16 protein-coding genes are annotated in these 18,079 nt (G+C 71.3%); 14 read left to right on the forward strand and 2 right to left on the reverse strand.

Translation table 11 applies throughout. The annotated features are described in order from the left end of the window. Positions 1-56 precede the first annotated feature (56 nt). The gene (locus tag V6R91_RS28815; protein ID WP_336398124.1) at positions 57-650 is read right to left on the reverse strand and encodes an arsenate reductase/protein-tyrosine-phosphatase family protein; all 594 of its coding nucleotides are present in this window, start codon (positions 648-650) and stop codon (positions 57-59) included. Then, positions 650-2,083, reverse strand: a complete 1,434-nt coding sequence (locus V6R91_RS28820; RefSeq protein WP_336398125.1) for a polysaccharide biosynthesis tyrosine autokinase — start codon at positions 2,081-2,083, stop codon at positions 650-652. The genes V6R91_RS28815 and V6R91_RS28820 overlap by 1 nt, the downstream gene beginning before the upstream one ends. Before the next feature lie 161 nt (positions 2,084-2,244). Here V6R91_RS28820 and V6R91_RS28825 point away from each other — a divergent pair, with 161 nt between their 5' ends. The 14 genes from V6R91_RS28825 to V6R91_RS28890 all read left to right on the forward strand — a co-directional run bounded on the left by V6R91_RS28825 (position 2,245) and on the right by V6R91_RS28890 (position 18,070). Further along, complete coding sequence (locus V6R91_RS28825; protein WP_336398126.1) at positions 2,245-3,420, forward strand: hypothetical protein; 1,176 nt, start codon at positions 2,245-2,247, stop codon at positions 3,418-3,420. Between the two features lie 429 nt (positions 3,421-3,849). Beyond that, complete coding sequence (locus V6R91_RS28830) at positions 3,850-5,175, forward strand: hypothetical protein (protein ID WP_336398127.1); 1,326 nt, start codon at positions 3,850-3,852, stop codon at positions 5,173-5,175. Between the two features lie 203 nt (positions 5,176-5,378). After that, positions 5,379-5,825: a 50S ribosomal protein L13 gene (gene rplM / locus V6R91_RS28835; protein ID WP_336398128.1), complete on the forward strand. Its 447-nt coding sequence runs from the start codon at positions 5,379-5,381 to the stop codon at positions 5,823-5,825. Positions 5,826-5,850: 25 nt separating this feature from the next. Beyond that, positions 5,851-6,327, forward strand: coding sequence for a 30S ribosomal protein S9 (gene rpsI, locus V6R91_RS28840; protein ID WP_336398129.1), 477 nt, complete (start codon positions 5,851-5,853; stop codon positions 6,325-6,327). Between the two features lie 16 nt (positions 6,328-6,343). Then, positions 6,344-7,699, forward strand: a complete 1,356-nt coding sequence (gene glmM / locus V6R91_RS28845) for a phosphoglucosamine mutase (RefSeq protein ID WP_336398130.1) — start codon at positions 6,344-6,346, stop codon at positions 7,697-7,699. A 173-nt stretch (positions 7,700-7,872) separates the two neighbouring features. Then, positions 7,873-8,712: a universal stress protein gene (locus tag V6R91_RS28850; RefSeq protein WP_336398131.1), complete on the forward strand. Its 840-nt coding sequence runs from the start codon at positions 7,873-7,875 to the stop codon at positions 8,710-8,712. A gap of 97 nt (positions 8,713-8,809) precedes the next feature. Then, positions 8,810-9,847, forward strand: coding sequence for a LacI family DNA-binding transcriptional regulator (locus V6R91_RS28855; RefSeq protein WP_336398132.1), 1,038 nt, complete (start codon positions 8,810-8,812; stop codon positions 9,845-9,847). 138 nt (positions 9,848-9,985) lie between these two features. Further along, a complete protein-coding gene (locus V6R91_RS28860; protein WP_336398133.1) occupies positions 9,986-11,353 on the forward strand; it encodes an ABC transporter substrate-binding protein in 1,368 nt (455 codons plus the stop codon). Between the two features lie 63 nt (positions 11,354-11,416). Then, positions 11,417-12,454 carry a carbohydrate ABC transporter permease gene (locus tag V6R91_RS28865; RefSeq protein ID WP_336398134.1) on the forward strand — a complete coding sequence of 346 codons (1,038 nt, stop codon included), beginning with the start codon at positions 11,417-11,419 and terminating at the stop codon, positions 12,452-12,454. Continuing rightward, the gene (locus tag V6R91_RS28870) at positions 12,451-13,359 is read left to right on the forward strand and encodes a carbohydrate ABC transporter permease (RefSeq protein ID WP_336398135.1); all 909 of its coding nucleotides are present in this window, start codon (positions 12,451-12,453) and stop codon (positions 13,357-13,359) included. Before V6R91_RS28865 ends, V6R91_RS28870 begins: the two co-directional genes overlap by 4 nt. After that, positions 13,356-14,090, forward strand: a complete 735-nt coding sequence (locus tag V6R91_RS28875) for a hypothetical protein (RefSeq protein WP_336398136.1) — start codon at positions 13,356-13,358, stop codon at positions 14,088-14,090. Before V6R91_RS28870 ends, V6R91_RS28875 begins: the two co-directional genes overlap by 4 nt. Further along, complete coding sequence (locus V6R91_RS28880) at positions 14,087-16,204, forward strand: alpha-galactosidase (RefSeq protein WP_336398137.1); 2,118 nt, start codon at positions 14,087-14,089, stop codon at positions 16,202-16,204. The genes V6R91_RS28875 and V6R91_RS28880 overlap by 4 nt, the downstream gene beginning before the upstream one ends. Continuing rightward, complete coding sequence (locus V6R91_RS28885) at positions 16,197-17,096, forward strand: family 43 glycosylhydrolase (protein ID WP_336398138.1); 900 nt, start codon at positions 16,197-16,199, stop codon at positions 17,094-17,096. Before V6R91_RS28880 ends, V6R91_RS28885 begins: the two co-directional genes overlap by 8 nt. Next, the gene (locus tag V6R91_RS28890) at positions 17,093-18,070 is read left to right on the forward strand and encodes a hydroxyacid dehydrogenase (protein WP_336398139.1); all 978 of its coding nucleotides are present in this window, start codon (positions 17,093-17,095) and stop codon (positions 18,068-18,070) included. Before V6R91_RS28885 ends, V6R91_RS28890 begins: the two co-directional genes overlap by 4 nt. Positions 18,071-18,079 lie beyond the last annotated feature (9 nt).

An 18,079-nucleotide genomic window follows, 5' to 3' on the forward strand; every position in this document is an offset into this window, starting at 1 on the left:
CTGGTGTCCGCCGAACGGATGACACCACGCGGAGTCGGTTCGCGCGGCTCGGCCGCTCAGCGGGGGGTGACGGCGCGGGCGAGGAACACTGCCACGGCGTCGGCCGCGGGGGCGAGCTGCGTCGCCGACTGCTCGTACACCGCGGCGGACTGCCGGTACGGGTCGATCACATCGAGGTCATCGGGGGAGGCGACCGGCTCGACCACGCCACGAAGCGCCGAAGCCAGATCCACCGCCCCACGAAGTGCCTCCACCGCGTCCGTCGATCCGGCGACCTCGGCGCGAAGCTCGTCATCGCTGATCCCCGCCGCGATGTGGGCGAGTTCGCGGATCGTGAAGGTCTTCCGGGTCGCCGCCGGGGTCAGCTCCACGAGGGCGCGCCGATGATCACGCGACATCGCCAGTACGAGATCCGCACCGCGGATCAGCTCGACGGTCACCTGCTGCGCGACATGGGAGGCGGCATCCGTCACGCCCAGGCGATTCGCCCACTCGAGCGCCGGCTCGGGCATGCCGACCCCCACCAGCGCGCTCACTCCGGCGCTCTTGACGGTGACGATCGACGGGTTGAGCCGCGCGCGCAGCAGCTGCTCGGCGAGCGGGCTGCGGCAGACGTTGCCGGTGCAGACCGTGAGGATGCGGAACGTCATCACGCCTCCGCGGCGCGGGCCTTGCGCAGCTCGGCGCGCGTCTGGCCCTTCTCGCGGATGTCGTGCGTCGCGCTGTAGGTGTAGCTGCCGTAGCCGTAGCTGTCGGGGCCCTTCGTCGGCAGCATCGTGACGATGATGCCGAGCAGGCGGCTGCCGATGCCGTCGAGCGCCTTCACGGCGCCCTCGAGCTGCGGCTTGCGCGTCGAACCGGACGCGGCCACGAGGATCGCGCCGCTCGTGAACTTGGAGACGACGGCCGCGTCGGTCACGAGAAGCAGCGGCGGCGCGTCGACGAGGACGTAGTCGAACGCCTCGGTCAGCGCGTGCAGGGTCTTCTGCATCGCCTGGCTGCCGAGAAGCTCCGACGGGTTCGGGGGGATGCGGCCGGCCGGCAGCACGAACAGCTTGCCGCGCCCCCAGCGCTGGAGGACGTCCCTCAGCTCTGCGTGTCCGATGAGGACGTCGGTGAGACCGACGCCGCCCTCGATGCCCATGTACTCGGCGACCTTCGGCAGGCGCAGGTCGCCGTCGACCAGCGCCACGCGAGCTCCGGTCTCGGCGAGCGCGATCGCGAGGTTCGCGGTGGTGGTCGACTTGCCCTCGCCGGGGCCCGCGCTCGTGATCACGAACGACCGCGATCCGCCGTCGTGATCGACGTCGACGAACTGCAGGTTGGTGCGCAGCGTGCGGAACGACTCGGCGCGAGGGTTCATCGGGTCGGCGTGCACGATGAGCGGGCGCTTCTTGGTGTCGGGGTCGAACGCGATGCCTCCCAGCACCGACTTGTCGGTGACCTGCTCGATGTCGTGGGTCGAGTGGATGCGCGTGTCGAGCACCGTGCGCAGCACCGCGAAGCCGATGCCGGCGGCGAGGCCGACCAGGAGGCCGAGGGCGATGTTGAGGGGAGCGTTGGGGCTGGACGCGGAGGTCGGCACGAGCGCGGGCTGGATCGTCTCGATGCGGACGAGGCTCGGCGCCTCTCCGTCGGGCTTCTCGAGCTCATTCACGACGACGTCGGCGAAATTCGCGCCAACCGAGTTCGCGATCGCCGCCGCCTGGCCCGGGTCCTCATCGGTGACCGTGGCCGAGATGATGACGGTGTTCGGCGGGACGGATGCCGACACATTGCGCGAGAGCTCGGACGAGGTCACATCCAGGTCGAGGTCGTCGATGACGCGATCCAGCACGACGGCGCTGTTCACCACGTCGACGAAGCTCGTCACCGCCTGCCGTGCGTAGTTCGTGCCCTGCGCCAGCTCGCCCACGAGGGCGCTGTCGGTCGATCGCACCGACACGTAGAGCTCGGTCGTGGCCTCGTACTCGGGCGTCTTCAGCAGCGACCAGCCGAAGCCCACAGCGACACCGAGAACGGTGAGAGAGAGGATGAGCACCCAGTTGCGGTGCAGGATTCGTACGTAGTCGCGCAGTTCCAAAATCTCGTCCCTTTCAGCGCGTTCACAGAGCCGCGACCACCAGGACCGCGCGCGGGGTGAGCGCGCGCGGCTCGCTGCGGCGATTGTATCCTTGCCGTGCACGTCGGCCGACACGCGCAGCACACCTTCTCCGGCCGGTCCATTCGAACCAGGGAGGCTTGGTGAGCACGCTCGACGATCTCTTCGGTGAGGCGGGTCGCACCGCGTCGCCGGGGCCCGGGATCGACCCCCGGGAACGCGAGCGACTGCGGCGTCTGGTCGGCGCAGGAGCCGCCGGCGCGGCGAGGCCCGCGGGGTCGACGCAGGGGCGAGCGAGCCTCGCCGACATCGTCGGGGAGGCAGGAGCCGCCGCTCCCGGCCCGGGGCCTCAGGCGTCGGCCGCACCTGTTCCGGACACGTCCGCAGCGCGACCCCGGCGGCAGCGCTCTCGTCGCCGGACGCCCGCTGACTGGCTGAACGCTCTCGTCGCGACCGCGGCGGTCGCGGCGGTGGTCGGCGTCGGAGCACTCGTGCTCGTCGAGCGCACCACCCAGGACGACGTCGCCCAGGCTGCGCAGAGTCTTCGACAGCAGGAGGCCGAGGTGCGCAATCGGGCGGTGACGCTGCAGACGTCGCGGGGGCTCTACAGCACCGCAATCACGGATGCCGCAGCCCTGGCGGCGGAGGCGGACGCCGCCCTTGCAGGGCTGGAGGGCAAGAGCGACGAGGCTGCGCGGGCGACGGCGGTGCAGGCGCTCGACGCGTTCCGCAGCGCGCTCGCCGGACACCAGGCCGCCGACGACGCGGTGGAAGTCGGCCGCGCGACCCCGGAGCCGACGGACCTGGCATCCGTCGCCGCCGCGCTCGACGATGTGCGCGAGGCCTCGGAGGTGATCGACGAGGCGGTCGATCGCACCCGTGAGGCGAGGTCGGCACTGACAGCCGCCCAGGATGCCTTCAGAGCGGCGCTCGCTACGTTCGGGGCCACCCTGCCGGCGTCCGCCGCCGAGGTCGTCGACGAGAACCTCGCCGCGGTCGAGTCGTACCGGGAGGCAGTCCGCGTCACCGCGGATGACGTGGGGGTCGCGCAGGGTCGAGGAGAGAGCGGCCTGGCCCAGATGGTCTTGTACGGCCAGGCGGTGGATGCGCTGCGCGCGGAGAACCAGCGCGTTCTCGACCTGAGATCGCAGATCCGTCGCGACAGCTGGACGCCTCCCCAGGTGGTCGAGCCGCCGCCGCCGGTCGAGGAGGAGTCCGTGCCGCCGCCGCCCGAAGGGGAGGTCACGGAGCCGGGCACCGACCCGGGGATCATCCCCGGCCCGCCGATCCAGCCGGTCCCGACCGACCCTCCGAGCTGAGGCGCGCCCCGCGATTCCGCCTGACGCCCGCGACGCCTGTCGCGCAATGGACGGAGGGTGGCGCGAAACGGTGTACCCTGAGTCGATTCGGCCGTGACTTAGGGAGGGCGCGCGCCGTTGACTCCGATGCCCCCGAGCAACGTCCCCAGCGACGACGGCTCGTCACCGCAGGCTTCCCCAGCCGACGGTGGCGAGGTCCGAGCGCGCGCTCTGGCGGACTTCTTCGGGGCGGAGTCACGTGGTCCGGTGGCGGAGGGGCAGGTTCACGACCCGACCACCGCCGACCGGCTCGCCGAGTTCTTCGCACGACCGCCGCGCCGGGATCCGGTCGACGCGCCTGTCCCGGCGCAGGGGGCACCGGCGCCCACGCTCGATCACGCGCCCACGGTCGATCCCGCGCACGATCCTGCGGGCGCGGAATTCGATGGCGTGCCCTCTGAGACCGATCGGATCCCGGCCGACGACGCCGAGCCCGACATCGCCGACGCCATCCCGCCCACAGCCCCAACCGACGACGACCTCTTCGCGCTCGATGACGACGACCTGCTCTCGTACGACGCCGACGACCTCTTCATGTTCGACGCCGACGGTGAGCTGATCCCGCTCGACGATGCGCCCGGCGTGCCGATCGAGGCATCCGCTCCGCCCTCAGCGGTCGCTCCGGAAGCCGTTGCGGCAGCCGTGGTCGTGGCCGGAGACGCCGAGGCTGTCACGGTTCCGGGTCGCGCCGCTGCGGGCGTCGCGCCGCCGGGACGATCCACCGAGCGACGCCCCCCGTCTCAACGCGCCACGAAGCGCGAGGCGCGGCGCGCGGCGAAGGCGGCGGCGGCCGCGCAGGCGGCCCAGGGCGAGTTCGCCTCGACGCCGCGGGGAATGCGAGCCTGGAGCAAGGGCACGTGGTGGTCCGTGGGGATCGCGGTCGCGCTCATCCTGATGCTCGTGGCCGCGAGCATCACCGTGTCGCAGCTGCTCCAGGCGCAGGCCGAGGAGCTCGCCGCAGCGACCGCCGAGTTCGAGGCCGCCGCCGACGCCGCCGACGAGCCGGTGCCGGCGATGGAGGCGGCGTACGCGGAGTACGACACCACCGCGGCAGCCGCCCGTGCCGCGGCCGACAGTGCCACGCCGGCACTCGCAGCGGTCGCGGGGATGAGCGACCAGCCGGCCCTCGACGCGGCGAACGCGGCTGCGGGTGCCGTCATCGCTCTTCTGGACAGCACGACGCTGCCCGAGCGGCCGGCCGCCTATGACGCCCCCGACATGACGACGATCGACGACGTGCAGTCCGCGGAGGATGCGGCGGCGGACGCCCGCGCCTACTCCGCCGCCGTGGCGGCGACGACCGAAAAGGTGAAGACGGCGACCGCCGCGGTGACACAGCAGGTCACCGCGCTGACCGAAGCGCAGCGTGCGCTCGGAGCGACCCTCCCCGCCACCGCCGAGGGGATCGCCGCCGAGAACGACCTGGCCTTTCAGAGCTTCCGTGACGACGTCATCGCCACGGCGGCCGCGGTCGGCGCCGCGCAGAGCGCGGGAGCGAGCGGCGACGCCGAGCTGCTCGCCTATGCCGCCGCGGTGACCGCGCTGCGCGAGGATCAGCTGCGGGCGGAGGAGGAGGCGTCCCGCCGCTTCTTCTCGGCACCCGTGACGCCTGAGCCCGAACCGGCGCCTCCGACCCAGGAGCAGCCGCCCGCCGAGGAGCAGCCACCGCCGGAGGAGCAGCCACCCGCGGACCCGGTGGAGCCGATCGTGCCCTGAGCCCCTGCCGCGCCCGGGCGCGCGCTGACGGTTTGGACGAGGCATCCGGATGCCGTAGACTCGATCTTTGGTGTTCGGCTCAGCTGACCCGGCACCGCGAACGTGAGCCCTCCACTGGCGTGTTCGGTCTCTCATCGAGAGGCGGAACCACCCCGGAGTGGGATTCACGAACCTCTCCGTTCGATCAAGAAAGCAGCACTACTGTGACGCGCACTTACACCCCCAAGGCTGGCGAAGCCCAGCGCGAGTGGCTGGTCATCGACGCGACTGACGTCGTCCTCGGCCGTCTCGCCTCGCACGCCGCCGCACTCCTGCGTGGCAAGCACAAGGCCACCTTCGCCCCCCACGTCGACATGGGCGACTTCGTCATCATCGTCAACGCCGAGAAGGTCGCGCTGACGGGCCAGAAGCTCGAGCAGAAGAAGGCCTACCGCCACTCGGGCTACCCGGGCGGCCTCAAGTCCGTCACCTACTCGGAGCTCCTCGAGAAGAACCCGGTGCGCGCCGTCGAGAAGGCCGTCCGCGGCATGCTCCCCAAGAACACCCTCGGCCGCGACCAGCTGTCGAAGCTCAAGGTCTACCGCGGTGCCGAGCACCCGCACGCGGCGCAGAAGCCCACCGCGTACGTTTTCGACCAGGTCGCCCAGTAAGCGCCGCACAGAACAGGACACACTGATGGCGAACATCGAAGAAACCCCCAGCAGCTACTCCACCGAGTCCCAGGTCGACGAGACCGCCGTCGCCGCCGAGCGCCCCGTGCTCTCGGTGTCGGGCGCAGCCGTCGGTCGCCGCAAGCAGGCCATCGCCCGCGTGCGCGTCATCCCGGGCTCCGGCACCATCACCGTCAACGGCCGTGCGTTCGAGGACTACTTCCCGAACAAGCTGCACCAGCAGCTCATCACCGACCCGTTCACGGTGCTCAACCTCACCGACGCGTACGACGTCATCGTCCGCATCTCGGGTGGCGGCCCCTCGGGCCAGGCCGGCGCGCTGCGCCTCGGCATCGCCCGTGCGCTGAACGAGATCGACGTCGAGAACAACCGCCCGACCCTCAAGAAGGCCGGCTTCCTCTCGCGCGACGCCCGCGTCATCGAGCGCAAGAAGGCCGGTCTCAAGAAGGCCCGCAAGGCGCCGCAGTACTCGAAGCGCTGATCGGCTTCCTCTCCGCATGCCGATCTTTGGCACGGATGGGGTGAGGGGGCTGGCCAACGGCCCCCTCACCGCCGATCTCGCACTGACCCTGGCCCAGGCGACCGCTGTCGTCCTGGGCCAGGGTCGTACGGCCGAGGCGCGTCGCGCCGCCGGCAAGCGCCTCACGGCCGTCGTCGCGCGCGACCCGCGCGTGTCGGGTGAGTTCCTCTCGGCTGCGGTCGAGGCAGGGCTCGCGTCCTCGGGCGTCGACGTGTACGACGCCGGTGTGCTCCCCACGCCCGCGACCGCGTTCCTCATCGCCGACATCGATGCCGACTTCGGCGTCATGGTGTCGGCATCCCACAATCCCGCTCCCGACAACGGCATCAAGATCTTCGCCACCGGCGGTGTGAAACTGCCCGACGTCGTCGAGGAGCGCATCGAGCAGGCGATGCAGGGGCCGAAGCTGCAGCCCACCGGCGCCGGCGTCGGTCGCATCCGCCGCTTCGCCGACGCCGAGGACCGCTACGTCGTGCACCTGCTCGGCTCGCTGCCGAACCGCCTCGAGGGGCTGCACGTCGTGCTCGACTGCGCGCACGGCGCGGCATCCGGCGTCTCTCCCGAGACGTTCCGCGACGCCGGCGCGAAGGTCACCGTCATCGGCGCCGACCCCGACGGCCTCAACATCAACGACGGCGTCGGATCCACCCACCTCGATCTGCTCGCCGAGCACGTCGTCCGCGTCGGAGCCGACGTCGGCATCGCGCACGACGGCGACGCGGACCGCTGCCTCGCCGTGGACGCGGAGGGCCGCATCGTGGACGGCGACCAGATCATGGCGATCCTGGCCGTCGCGATGAAGGAGCGCGGCGCCCTCAAGGACGACACGCTCGTCGCGACCGTCATGAGCAACCTCGGCCTGCACCGCGCCATGGACGCTCACGGCATCCGCCTCGAGACGACCGCAGTCGGCGACCGGTACGTTCTCGAGACGATGAACAAGCACGGCTACTCCCTCGGCGGCGAGCAGTCCGGGCACGTCATCATGAGCGAGTTCGCGACGACCGGCGACGGCCTGCTCACGGGCCTGCACCTCGTGGCCGAGATGGCACGCACGGGCAAGACGCTCGCCGAGCTGGCGTCGGTCATGACGGTGTACCCGCAGGTGCTCGTCAACGTGAAGGGCGTCGACCGGACGCGCGTGGGCGATGAGATCGTGCAGGATGCCGTGGCCCGCGCCACGGCAGAGCTCGGGCTGTCCGGGCGCGTGCTGCTGCGCCCCTCGGGCACGGAGCCGCTCGTGCGCGTCATGGTCGAGGCCGGTTCCGAGGACGACGCCCGTCGTCACGCGGACGCCCTGGCCGACGTCGTGCGCGAGCGCCTCGCGCTGTAGCCGCCTCTTCACGGGAAGCCCGGCCGTCCTCGGACGCCGGGCTTCCCGCGTTCGCGGCCGGGTGGCGTCGAACCCGGGTTTCTCGCATGCCGGCGGAGTTGTTTGTCACGGCGCATCCGCCTGCACCGGGGCGATCGCCGGCGCTAGCCTGGGGGCATCCGAGGGGAGCCATCGTGGGTGAAGCCATCGTCGTCGGAATCACGGATGCCGCCGTCGCGCGTCGCGCGGTCGACTGGGCCGCGCAGCGCGCGAGGGAGCGCCGGCAGCCGCTCGAGCTCGTCACCGTCGTGGGAGGCGCCGTCGGCGCGGTGGGGGAGGACTCGGTCCTCGCCGCCGCGCTCGAGGAGGCGCGCGAGCGCGTGGAGCACGAGGCATCGCGCATCGCCGCGGACGGGCTGGTCGTGCGGACGCGCGTCGAGCGCGGCAACCCGGTGGCGAAGCTCGTGGACGCCTCGGCCGAGGCCGCGCTGCTCGTGATCGGCAGCGACTACCCGGGCCAGGGATCGCGGGCGGCCCGGGGCGCGCACGGCCTGCGCATCGCGGCGGGAGCCCACTGCCCGGTCGTCGTGGTTCCCGACGCGGACGCCGCCGGACGGTCGGGCGTGGTCGTCGGGGTCGACGGCTCGCCGGTGTCGGAGAAGGCGGTGGCCTTCGCCGCGGCCGAGGCCGACCGCCTCGGCGAGCCGCTCATCGCCGTGGCGGTGTGGACGCCCCTCGAGGCGCCGCGCAACATGGGGTCGTATCCGGCGGAGTACCTCGAGAACATGGAGAAGCTCACCGCCGAGGCCCTCGCCCTTTCGCTGGCCGGACTCGGCTCGCGCTACCCCGACCTCCAGATCGTGCGGAAGGTGGAGCGCGGCTACCCGTCGCAGATCATCAACGGGCTGGCGGGCTCCGCGCGGCTGACGGTGGTCGGCTCGCACGGCCGCGGCGCGCTCGCGCGATTCCTGCTGGGCTCCATCAGCCAGGAGGTGCTCGGTCGCCTGGCGACCGTGACCGCGGTCGTGCGCTGAGTCGCGGGGAGCGGGGCTGCGGCGCGGGTGGCCGTTGCACGCGCCCGGCATCGCATCGGCAATACTGGATAGCGTTATCAGCCGCGAAAGGACGACGATGACGCCAGGAGCCAAGCCGCCCACCCTCGCCGATGTGGCGCGCCTGGCGGGTGTATCGGTGCCCGCCGCCTCCCGCGCCCTCAACGGCGGGGTCCGCGGCAAGCAGAGCGGGTCGCCCGAGCTGCGCAGCCGCGTCGAGGAGGCCGCCCGCACGCTGGGCTACTCCGTCAGCCCCGCCGCGCAGACGATCAAGGGCGGACGCGCCCGCACCGTCGCGTTCATCGTCGGCGACATCGACGACTTCGGCTCGGCGACGATGATCTCGGGCATGATGCACGCGGCCGAGGAGCGCGGCATCTCGGTCGCGGTCCGCACGACGCGCGACGACTCCGCCCGCGAGCTCGACATCCTCACGCAGCTGCGCGGCGAACGCCATCTCGCCGTGGTGATGGCGACGAGCCGGACGACCGACCCCGCGCGCGAGGCATCCGTCAAGGAGCAGCTCAGGGTGCTGCGCGACCACGGCGCGAAGATCGTGGTGATCGGCGACAACGAGCTCGGGTTCCCGACCGTCACGGTCGACAACCGGCACGCCGCGCGCCTGCTCGCCGGGGGACTCGCGGATGCCGGCAAGCGGCGCTTCGCGATAGTCTCGGGCCCGTCGGCGGAGGTGACGGCGCTGGAGCGCGTGGGCGGGTTCGTCGAGGGCCTCGCCGACCGCGGGATCGAGATCCCGGACGACGACATCGTGCACACGGAGTTCTCGCGCGACGGGGGCTACCGCGCGGTCGACCTGCTGGGCGATCGGCTCGACGACGTCGAGGTCATCGCCGCGATGAGCGACGCGATGGCCGTCGGCGTCATCGCCCGCCTGCGCGAACTCGGCGAGTCCCGGGCGGCGGGGATCGAGGTGACCGGGTTCGACCACGTCCCGATGCTCGGAGACGTGCTGCCCGGGTTCAGCACCGTCGAGGTGCCGCTCGAGGAGTTCGGCGGCGCCGCGCTCGCCCTCGTGCTGGACGAGCCCGGCGCGCGCGATTCCGTGGCCCTCACGGCGACGCCGATCCTGCACGGCGAGCCCCTCGTGCGTGCGTAGCGACGGCCGGATCGCGGGGCGGCGAAGCGCTGTGGCAGATCGCTACAACCTGCGTTTCGGAAATAGTGGCAAACGTTGTCCACTTTGAGGTACTCTCTCCGGGACGGAAACGTTCCGGCACGAATCAAGGGAGATCACATGCACGAGGAAGCGACGCGGGCAGGGGTGCGCGCCCGGCTGGGCCGCCGTTCGCACTGGCTCGCCGGAGGGGCGGCGCTGGCCGTCACGGCGCTCGCACTCACCGGCTGCACCGGTGCGGCGAGCGGCGACGGAGGCGCGGCATCCGAGAAGACCACCATCCGGTTCCTATACGCGACCGGCGACGAGACCTGGAACTCGGTCGTCGATGCCGTCGTCGAGGCGTTCAACGAGCAGAGCGAGACCACGACGGTGCAGCTCGATCCGCTTCCGGCGGGCAGCGACTACGCGACGGCGCTCAAGACGATGGATGCCACGGGCAACTGGCCGGCCGTCGTCGACATGCGCGACACCCTCACGTACATCAACGCCGGCAAGCTCGCGCCGATCCCCGAGTCGGTCACCGAACTCATCGAGCCGGAGGCCGTGGGCAGCGCGTCGGACGGAAACGTCTACACCGTGCCGTACAGCGCGCTCAACGGCGAGATCGGCATCAACATCGTCTACAACAAGGACTACGTCGAGGAGAACGACCTCGAGGTGCCCGAGACCTACGACGACTTCATCGACCTGATGGCCGAGATCAAGTCGAACGGCGACGCCCCGCTGGCGACCGCGGCGGCCGAGGTCTGGCCGAGCGACCAGCTGTGGAAGCTGCTCGCCGCGCCGACGTTCGCCGAGTGGAGCGACCAGGGCGGGTTCTGGACGGCTGCCGAGAACGGCGAGGCGACCATCGAAGACCTGCGCGAGCCGCTCCAGGAGCTGCTCGACATCACGAACGAGTACGTGCTCGAGGGATGGCAGTCCACCGCCGACGCGCAGACGACCACCCTGCTGGTGAACGACATGGCCGTCATGGCGACGTCGTCAGCCGGAATCGGGCGCCTGAACGACATCAACAAGGTCGACGCCGACTTCAACGCCGGGCTGTTCATCGTCCCCGACGAGGACGGCGCGATCAACGTGCTGAAGAACGCGGTGAACGGCGACACCGCCGGCGGCCTCGCCATCTCGGCGCAGGCGGCCGAGGACGACGCGCAGTACGAGTCGGCGACGGAGTTCCTGGAGTTCTTCTACCAGGTCGACACCGCCAACCTCATGGAGGAGAACGGCTGGCTCGCGCCGAACATCGTCGCGGCCGACGAGATCGAGCGCAACACGTCGATCCCCGGTGCGGAGGACTACTTCGCCCTCCTCGAGAACCCGAACCTCGTCTGGTACGAGAACGTGTCGGACCTCTCCACCTTCAGCGCGTTCAACACCTTCTTCCGCCAGGCGCGGATCGAGATGCAGGACGGCCAGAGCTCGATCGACGACACCATCGCCAAGGTGCAGGCCGAGTTCGACAAGACGGTCGCCGCGGGCTGACCCACACGTGTCGGGGTGCCCGGGCGTTGCCCGGACACCCCGGCCGGAGCCGAGGAGGTCTCCATGACTGATCAGAGCGCCCTGCAGGGGCAGACAGAGGTGGTCGGCACCGCCGTCCGCCTTCGGGGCGAGGCCCCGCTCGACGGTGCGCCCGATGGTGCCCCCGACGACGTCTCGCTCGTGCCGACGGGGCCTGAGCGGGAGAAGCGGCGGACCGGGCGGTTCCGCTCCGCCCGCTGGATCATGCTCGGCTTCATCGCGCCGGCCCTGGTGATCTACCTGCTCATGGTGATCATCCCGTCGGTGCAGTCGCTGCAGCTGAGCTTCACGAACTGGGACGGCATCAGCCCCGGCTACGACTACGTCGGCACGCGCAACTACGAGGAGATCCTGACGAGCGGGCGCTTCTGGAACGCCGTCAAGAACACCCTCATCCTCGGGCTCGGCTCGGCGCTCATCATCAATGCGATCTCGCTCGGCGTCGCGCTCATGCTCGACAAGGTGACCGGGCGGTGGCAGGGGCTCTTCCGCACCGCGGTCTACCTGCCGTCGCTCGTCAGCGCCTTCATCCTCGCGACGGTGTGGAAGTACCTGCTGAACTACAACTTCGGAGCCGTCAACACGTTCCTCCGCGACGTCGGGCTGCCGGAGTGGGCGCGGGACTGGCTCGGCGACAGCAGCATCGTCGTCTGGGTCATCCTCTTCATCACGTGCTTCACCCTCGGCGGGAACACGACCCTCATCTACCTCGCCAACCTGCAGTCGGTGCCCCAGGAGCTCGTCGAGGCGGCGCGCATCGACGGCGCCAACAGCCGCCAGGTGTTCCGTCACGTCACGTGGCCGATGCTCGCCGGCGCGGTCACCGTCAACATGACGCTCGCGATGATCGCGGGCTGGACCATCTTCGACCAGGTCATGGTGCTGACCGCGGGCGGTCCCGGGTTCGTCAGCGAGACCATGGCGTTCTTCATCTACAAGGTCGGGTTCGGCGAGTACCGCGCCGGCTTCGGCAGCGCCGCCGCCATCGTGCTGTTCCTGGTGGTCATCGTCAGCACCGTCGCGGCCAACGCCTACATGCGCAAGAGGGAGATCCAGGCATGAGCACCGAGACAGAGCTCGTCGTCGCGCCGGGGCGGGCGCAACGTGACACGCGCCGCGCCGAGCGCCGCGCCGAGCGCAAGAAGAAGGTGACGCCCGGCCAGGTGGTCGTCATGATCGTGCTGGCGGTGCTCGTCGTGATCGTCGCGAGCCCGGTGCTGTACGCGCTGCTGAACTCGTTCCGCTCGTACTCCGAGATCACCGTCGACCCGATGGGGCTTCCCACCGCGTTCACCCTCGACAACTACGTGCAGCTGTTCCAGCAGACCGACTACGGCGAGGCGCTGGTCAACACGCTGATCATCACGGTCGTCACGGTCGTGCTGCTCGTCGCCATCGTGCCGATGGCCGCGTACGGCATCGAGCGCATCGGCGGGCGCAGCGCGCGGTGGCTCTACATCCTCTTCATCGCGGGTCTGATGATCCCCTTCCAGGTGCGCATGATCCCCCTGGTCAAGGGCTTCGACGACGTCGGCCTGTACAGCACGCTGACCAGCGTCATCCTCGTGCACCTCGGCGGGGCGGCGAGCTTCGGCATCCTGCTGTACTGCAGCTTCATCAAGGGCATCCCGGTGGAGGTCGAAGAGGCCGCGTTCGTCGACGGCGCCGGACGGTTCCGCACGTTCTGGTCGATCGTCTTCCCGATGCTGCTCCCGGTGACGTCGGCGTTCGTCATCATCCAGGCGCTGGGACTGTGGAACGACTTCTTCATCCCGCTGGTGTTCCTCGACTCGTCGTCGGCGGGCACGATCAACGTCGCCATCAACCGCATGGTGGGGCTGCTCACGTCGCAGTGGCAGCTGATCTACACCGGGGCGATCCTGGCGATCATCCCGTCGGTCGCGATCTTCGCCGCCTTCCAGCGGTACTTCATCAAGGGCATGTCGATCGGGGCGGTGAAGGGATGACCGCCCACTCCACCCCGTCGCGTCCGGGCGGCATCGCGGGGTACATCCGCACGGTGCTCGCGCTCGACGGTGCACTCGCGACGACGGCGCTCACCGTCTTCCAGTACTTCGTGGTGTCGGTGTCGTTCTTCGGATGCCTCGTACCCACGGTCGCCTTCACCCTGCTGGTGGGCTGGCAGCCGACGCATCTCGCCCTGTGCCTGGGTGCGGCGTCGCTCCTGCCGCTGGCCCCCGCGGTCTTCGCGCTCCTGCGGAGCACGCGGGCACTGCTCGAGCGCCGCGCCGACGCGCGGGGCGGGCGGAGCTTCTGGGTCGCCTTCGGGGCAGGGTGGCGCAGCCTGTGGTGGGCGGCGGCAGGCACCAGCCTGATGACGCTCCTGCTGTCGTACGACCTCGCGCTGTTCGGCGCCGCCGACGCCATGCTGCTGTTCGTCGCCGCGGCCGGCGCGGTCGTGGCGGTGCTGCTCATCGCCGTGTGCGCCGCCGCGGCCGCGAACCCCGGCCTGCGCCCGGTCGCCGCGCTCAGTGTCGCCGCGGCGGCGCTCGCTCGCCGCCCGCACGTCGGGCTGAGCTGGCTGCTGCTGATCGGGCTGGGCATCGCAGCGGCGTCGCTGCCCCTCATCGGCTCGGCGCTCGCACTGTTCCTGCCGGCCCTCCTCGGCGCCGGCATCCACATCTGCAACGACGCCCTGCGCATGCCGCTGACCGACGAGACGAGACGAGCTTCGTGACCGACACCTTCCCCCCTCCCGCCACGATCGACATCGCGAGAAAGGAAGACACCGCCGAGGCCGTCCCCGCCACGCGGCGCGCCCGCGTCGGCGCGTTCGAACTGCGGTGGTCGGCCGACGCCCCGCTCTCGCTCGTGGCGCTGTCGTCGACGCACGCCGGGCGTCAGGGAATCGGTCTCGTGGAGGTGTTCACCTCGGCTGAGCAGCGGGCGCGCACCAGTCAGGCCTACTGGCGGTCCGCGGTCGGCGAACGCCTGCGCGTGCAAGGATCGCAGGTCACCACCGACGCCGGCGCGACCCGGGCGATCGTCGTGCAGGCCGACGCCGTCAGCGGGCTCGAAGTGCGCACGACCGTCACCGCGCCCGTCGGGACCGCCGCGGTGCGGATCGAGAACGAGGTGCGCAACGCCGGGGAGGAGCCCGTGGTGGTCACCGCGGTCAGCTCGGCGACGATCGGGATCGGCGCCACGGCTGCCGACCTCGACGGGGTCGTATGGGGGAGGGCTGCGAGCGAATGGCTCGCCGAGGCCCGGTGGCAAGAGGTGCCGCTGCGCGACGAGCTGCCCGAGCTCGCTCTCGACCTCCACGGCCAGGACGGCCGCGGCCACGCGAGCCTCTCGAGTCACGGCGCATGGTCGAGCGGGGAGCATCTGCCGTGCGGCTACCTCGCGCGTCCCGACGGCGAGGCGCTCGCCTGGCAGCTCGAGACCAGCGCGGGCTGGCACGTCGACCTCTGCCAGACGCGCGGCGGTGGGGTGCTGTCTCTGCTCGGCCCGACAGACCAGGAGCACCAGTTCGCCCACGAGCTGCTCCCCGGCGAGACCTTCGCGGCCGTGCCCGTCGCGGTCGCGGCATCCGCTCACCGTCGCGACGGCGCGATCGCGGAGCTGACGCGCTACCGGCGCTGGCTGCGGGGGTCGGCCCAGGATCAGCACCTGCCCGTCGTGTACAACGACTTCATGAACACGCTGATGGGGCAGCCGACCACCGAGCAGCTGCTGCCGCTCGTGCGACGCGCGGCCGAGGCGGGCGCCGAGGTTTTCTGCATCGACGCCGGGTGGTTCGCCGACCCCGCGATCGGCGATTGGTGGTCGACCGTCGGCGAGTGGCGCGAGGCGCCGTCGCGGTTCCCCGAGGGTGGGCTGCGCCGCGTCATCGACGCGATCCGGCTGGCGGGGATGGCGCCGGGGCTCTGGCTCGAGCCCGAGGTCGTCGGCGTGCACAGCCCCGCGGCGACGCGGCTGCCCGATGACGCGTTCTTCCAGCGGTTCGGCCGGCGGGTGCAGGAGGACCGCCGGTACCACCTCGACTTCCGCCATCCCGCGGCGCGCGCCCACCTCGACGCGACCGTCGACCACCTCGTCGAGGACTACGGCATCGAGTACCTGAAACTCGACTACAACATCAACCCCGGCGCCGGAACCGAGCGCGACGCGACGACCGCCGGCGACGGGCTGCTGGCCCACACCCGGGCGTTCCGCGAGTGGCTGGTCGGCGTGCAGCAGCGGCATCCGTCCCTGCGCATCGAGAACTGCAGCTCCGGCGCCATGCGCGCGGACTACTCCCTCCTCGCCGTGACGCACCTGCAGTCGACCAGCGATCAGCAGGACTTCCGGCTGTACCCGCCGATCGCGGCGTCGTCGCCGGCCTCGATCCTGCCCGAGCAGTGCGGCAATTGGGCCTACCCGGCGCGGGAGATGAGCGACGACGACACGGTGTTCACGCTCGTCACGGGCCTCAGCGGGCGGCTGTACCTCTCGGGCTTCCTCGACGACCTGCGCCCCGCGCAGCGGGCGCGTGTGGCCGAGGCCGTCGAGCTGCACAAGGCGCTGCGCGACGACCTGGCCGACGCGACGCCGTTCTGGCCGCTCGGCCTGCCGGCCTGGGATGCGCCCACCGTGTGCCTCGGCCTGCACACGAGCGAACGCGACCTGTTGTTCGTGTGGGATCGGGATGCCGCGCCCGCCGCCTTCACGCTCCCGGGCGTCGGCGAGGTCGAGGCGATCTTCCCCGCCGGGGGAGAGCCGTGGGCGTTCGCAGCGACGGGCGACGGGCTCTCGGTCAGCACCCCCGCGGGCATCGGCGCGCGCGTGCTGCAGGTGCGGCATGGCTGAGCGCGGCACGATCCGGCCCGGCCGCGTCTTCGTCGACGACCGCGGGCGGACGGCACAGCTTCACGGGATCGGCCTGCAGCGTGTCGGCGACCGCTGGTTCGCGTGGGGAGAGGACAAGACGGCCGGCGACCGGTTCACCGCCGTCGCCTGCTACTCGTCGACCGACCTCGCCTCGTGGCGCTACGAGGGCGACGCGCTCCGCGCGGACGACGGCGACATCGGCCCGGACCGGGTGGTCGAACGACCGAAGGTGCTGCAGCGCCCCGACGGGCGGTGGGTCATGCTCCTCCACGTCGACTCCGCGGACTACTCGTTCGCGCGCGTCGGGTACGCGATCGCCGACCGCCCCGAAGGTCCGTACCGGTACGTGGGCAGCGAGCGGCCGCTGGGCAACCTCAGCCGCGACATCGGCGTCTTCCAGGAGGGCGGGGTCGGCTACCTCCTCTCGGAGGATCGCGACAACGGGCTGCACATCTACCGCCTCCGCATGGACCACCTCGGGGTGGAGTCGCTGGTGGCGACCCTCCGCCAGCAGGCTCGGCCCGAGATCGGGTACGAGTCGCCCACCGTCGTCACCAGCGGAGGTCGCTACTACCTGTTCGGCTCGGACCTCACCGGATGGAGCATGAACGACAACGTGTGGACGAGCGCTCCCGCCCTCGACGGGCCCTGGGACGGCTGGCGGCTCCTGGCGCCACTCGGAACGAACACCTTCGAGTCGCAGGTGAGCGTCGTCGCCCCCGTCGGCGACGGGTTCGTCTACATCGGCGACCGATGGACGCCCGACGCGCTCGCCGAATCGCCCGCGGTATGGCTGCCGCTGCACATCGAGGGCGGACGGGTGCGCCTGGAGTGGCGCGACGCCTGGAGCATCGAGGAGCTGAACGCATGAGAGCCGCACTGCTCATGGATCCCGCGCTGGTGCCGTTCGTCTTCGGCGACGACGAACGGGCCCGGCTCGCCGAGATCCTCGAGATCGACATGACGGATGCCGCCACCTCCCTCGCCGGCATCGCCTCGCCGTCGGGGGTCGAGGTTCTCATCACCGGGTGGGGCGTGCCCGTGATCGACAGCGAAGGGCTCGACGCCTTCCCGGCGCTGCGCGCCATCGTCCACTGGGGCGGCGGGATCGGGTTCCTGGACGAGGCGGCGTCGGCGCGCGGCATCCGCATCTCGTCCGCCCGCTCCGCCAACGCCGTCCCGGTGGCGGAGTTCACGCAGGCGATGATCACGCTCGCCGCCAAGGACGCGTTCTGGCTCTCGCGGCAGTACTGCGCCGAGCAGAGGTTCATCGACCGCGAGGCGACGGCGCCCCATGCCGGACTGTTCCGCACGACCGTCGGCATCGTCGGCGCCTCGACGATCGGCACCATGGTGATCGAGAAGCTCCGCGCGAGCGACGTCGAGGTGCTGCTGTACGACCCCTACGCGACGCCCGAGACCGCCCAACGGCTCGGCGCCGAGCTCGTCGACGACCTCGAGGACCTCGCCCGGCGAAGCCGCATCCTGTCGGTGCACGCCCCCGAGACGCCCCGCACCGCCGGCATGATCTCGCGCGCGGTGCTCGCCGCCCTGGCCGACGGCGCCACCCTGGTCAACACCGCGCGGGGCGCGCTGGTCGACCAGGACGCGCTGGTCGACGAGCTGCAGCGCGGCCGCCTGCGCGCCGTGCTCGACGTCACCGAGCCGGACGTGCTCGAGGCGGGGCATCCGCTGTACACCCTCCCGAACGTGTTCCTCACGCCGCACCTCGCCGGATCGATGGGGGTGGAGCTGCGCCGCCTCGGTGAGTCCGCCCTCGCCGAGGTCGAGCGCTTCGTCGCGGGCGCGCCGTTCGAGAACCCGATGCAGCCGGCGGCGTCCTGATCGTCCGAC

The sequence above is a fragment of the Microbacterium sp. CCNWLW41 genome (assembly GCF_037083505.1).

Coding starts and splice junctions, on each gene's coding strand:
- V6R91_RS28815 (WP_336398124.1), bottom strand. CDS start 650: ATGACGTTCCGCATCCTCACGGTCTGCACCGGCAACGTCTGCCGCAGC.
- rpsI (WP_336398129.1), top strand. CDS start 5,851: ATGGCGAACATCGAAGAAACCCCCAGCAGCTACTCCACCGAGTCCCAG.
- glmM (WP_336398130.1), top strand. CDS start 6,344: ATGCCGATCTTTGGCACGGATGGGGTGAGGGGGCTGGCCAACGGCCCC.
- V6R91_RS28855 (WP_336398132.1), top strand. CDS start 8,810: ATGACGCCAGGAGCCAAGCCGCCCACCCTCGCCGATGTGGCGCGCCTG.
- V6R91_RS28860 (WP_336398133.1), top strand. CDS start 9,986: ATGCACGAGGAAGCGACGCGGGCAGGGGTGCGCGCCCGGCTGGGCCGC.
- V6R91_RS28865 (WP_336398134.1), top strand. CDS start 11,417: ATGACTGATCAGAGCGCCCTGCAGGGGCAGACAGAGGTGGTCGGCACC.
- V6R91_RS28870 (WP_336398135.1), top strand. CDS start 12,451: ATGAGCACCGAGACAGAGCTCGTCGTCGCGCCGGGGCGGGCGCAACGT.
- V6R91_RS28875 (WP_336398136.1), top strand. CDS start 13,356: ATGACCGCCCACTCCACCCCGTCGCGTCCGGGCGGCATCGCGGGGTAC.
- V6R91_RS28885 (WP_336398138.1), top strand. CDS start 16,197: ATGGCTGAGCGCGGCACGATCCGGCCCGGCCGCGTCTTCGTCGACGAC.
- V6R91_RS28890 (WP_336398139.1), top strand. CDS start 17,093: ATGAGAGCCGCACTGCTCATGGATCCCGCGCTGGTGCCGTTCGTCTTC.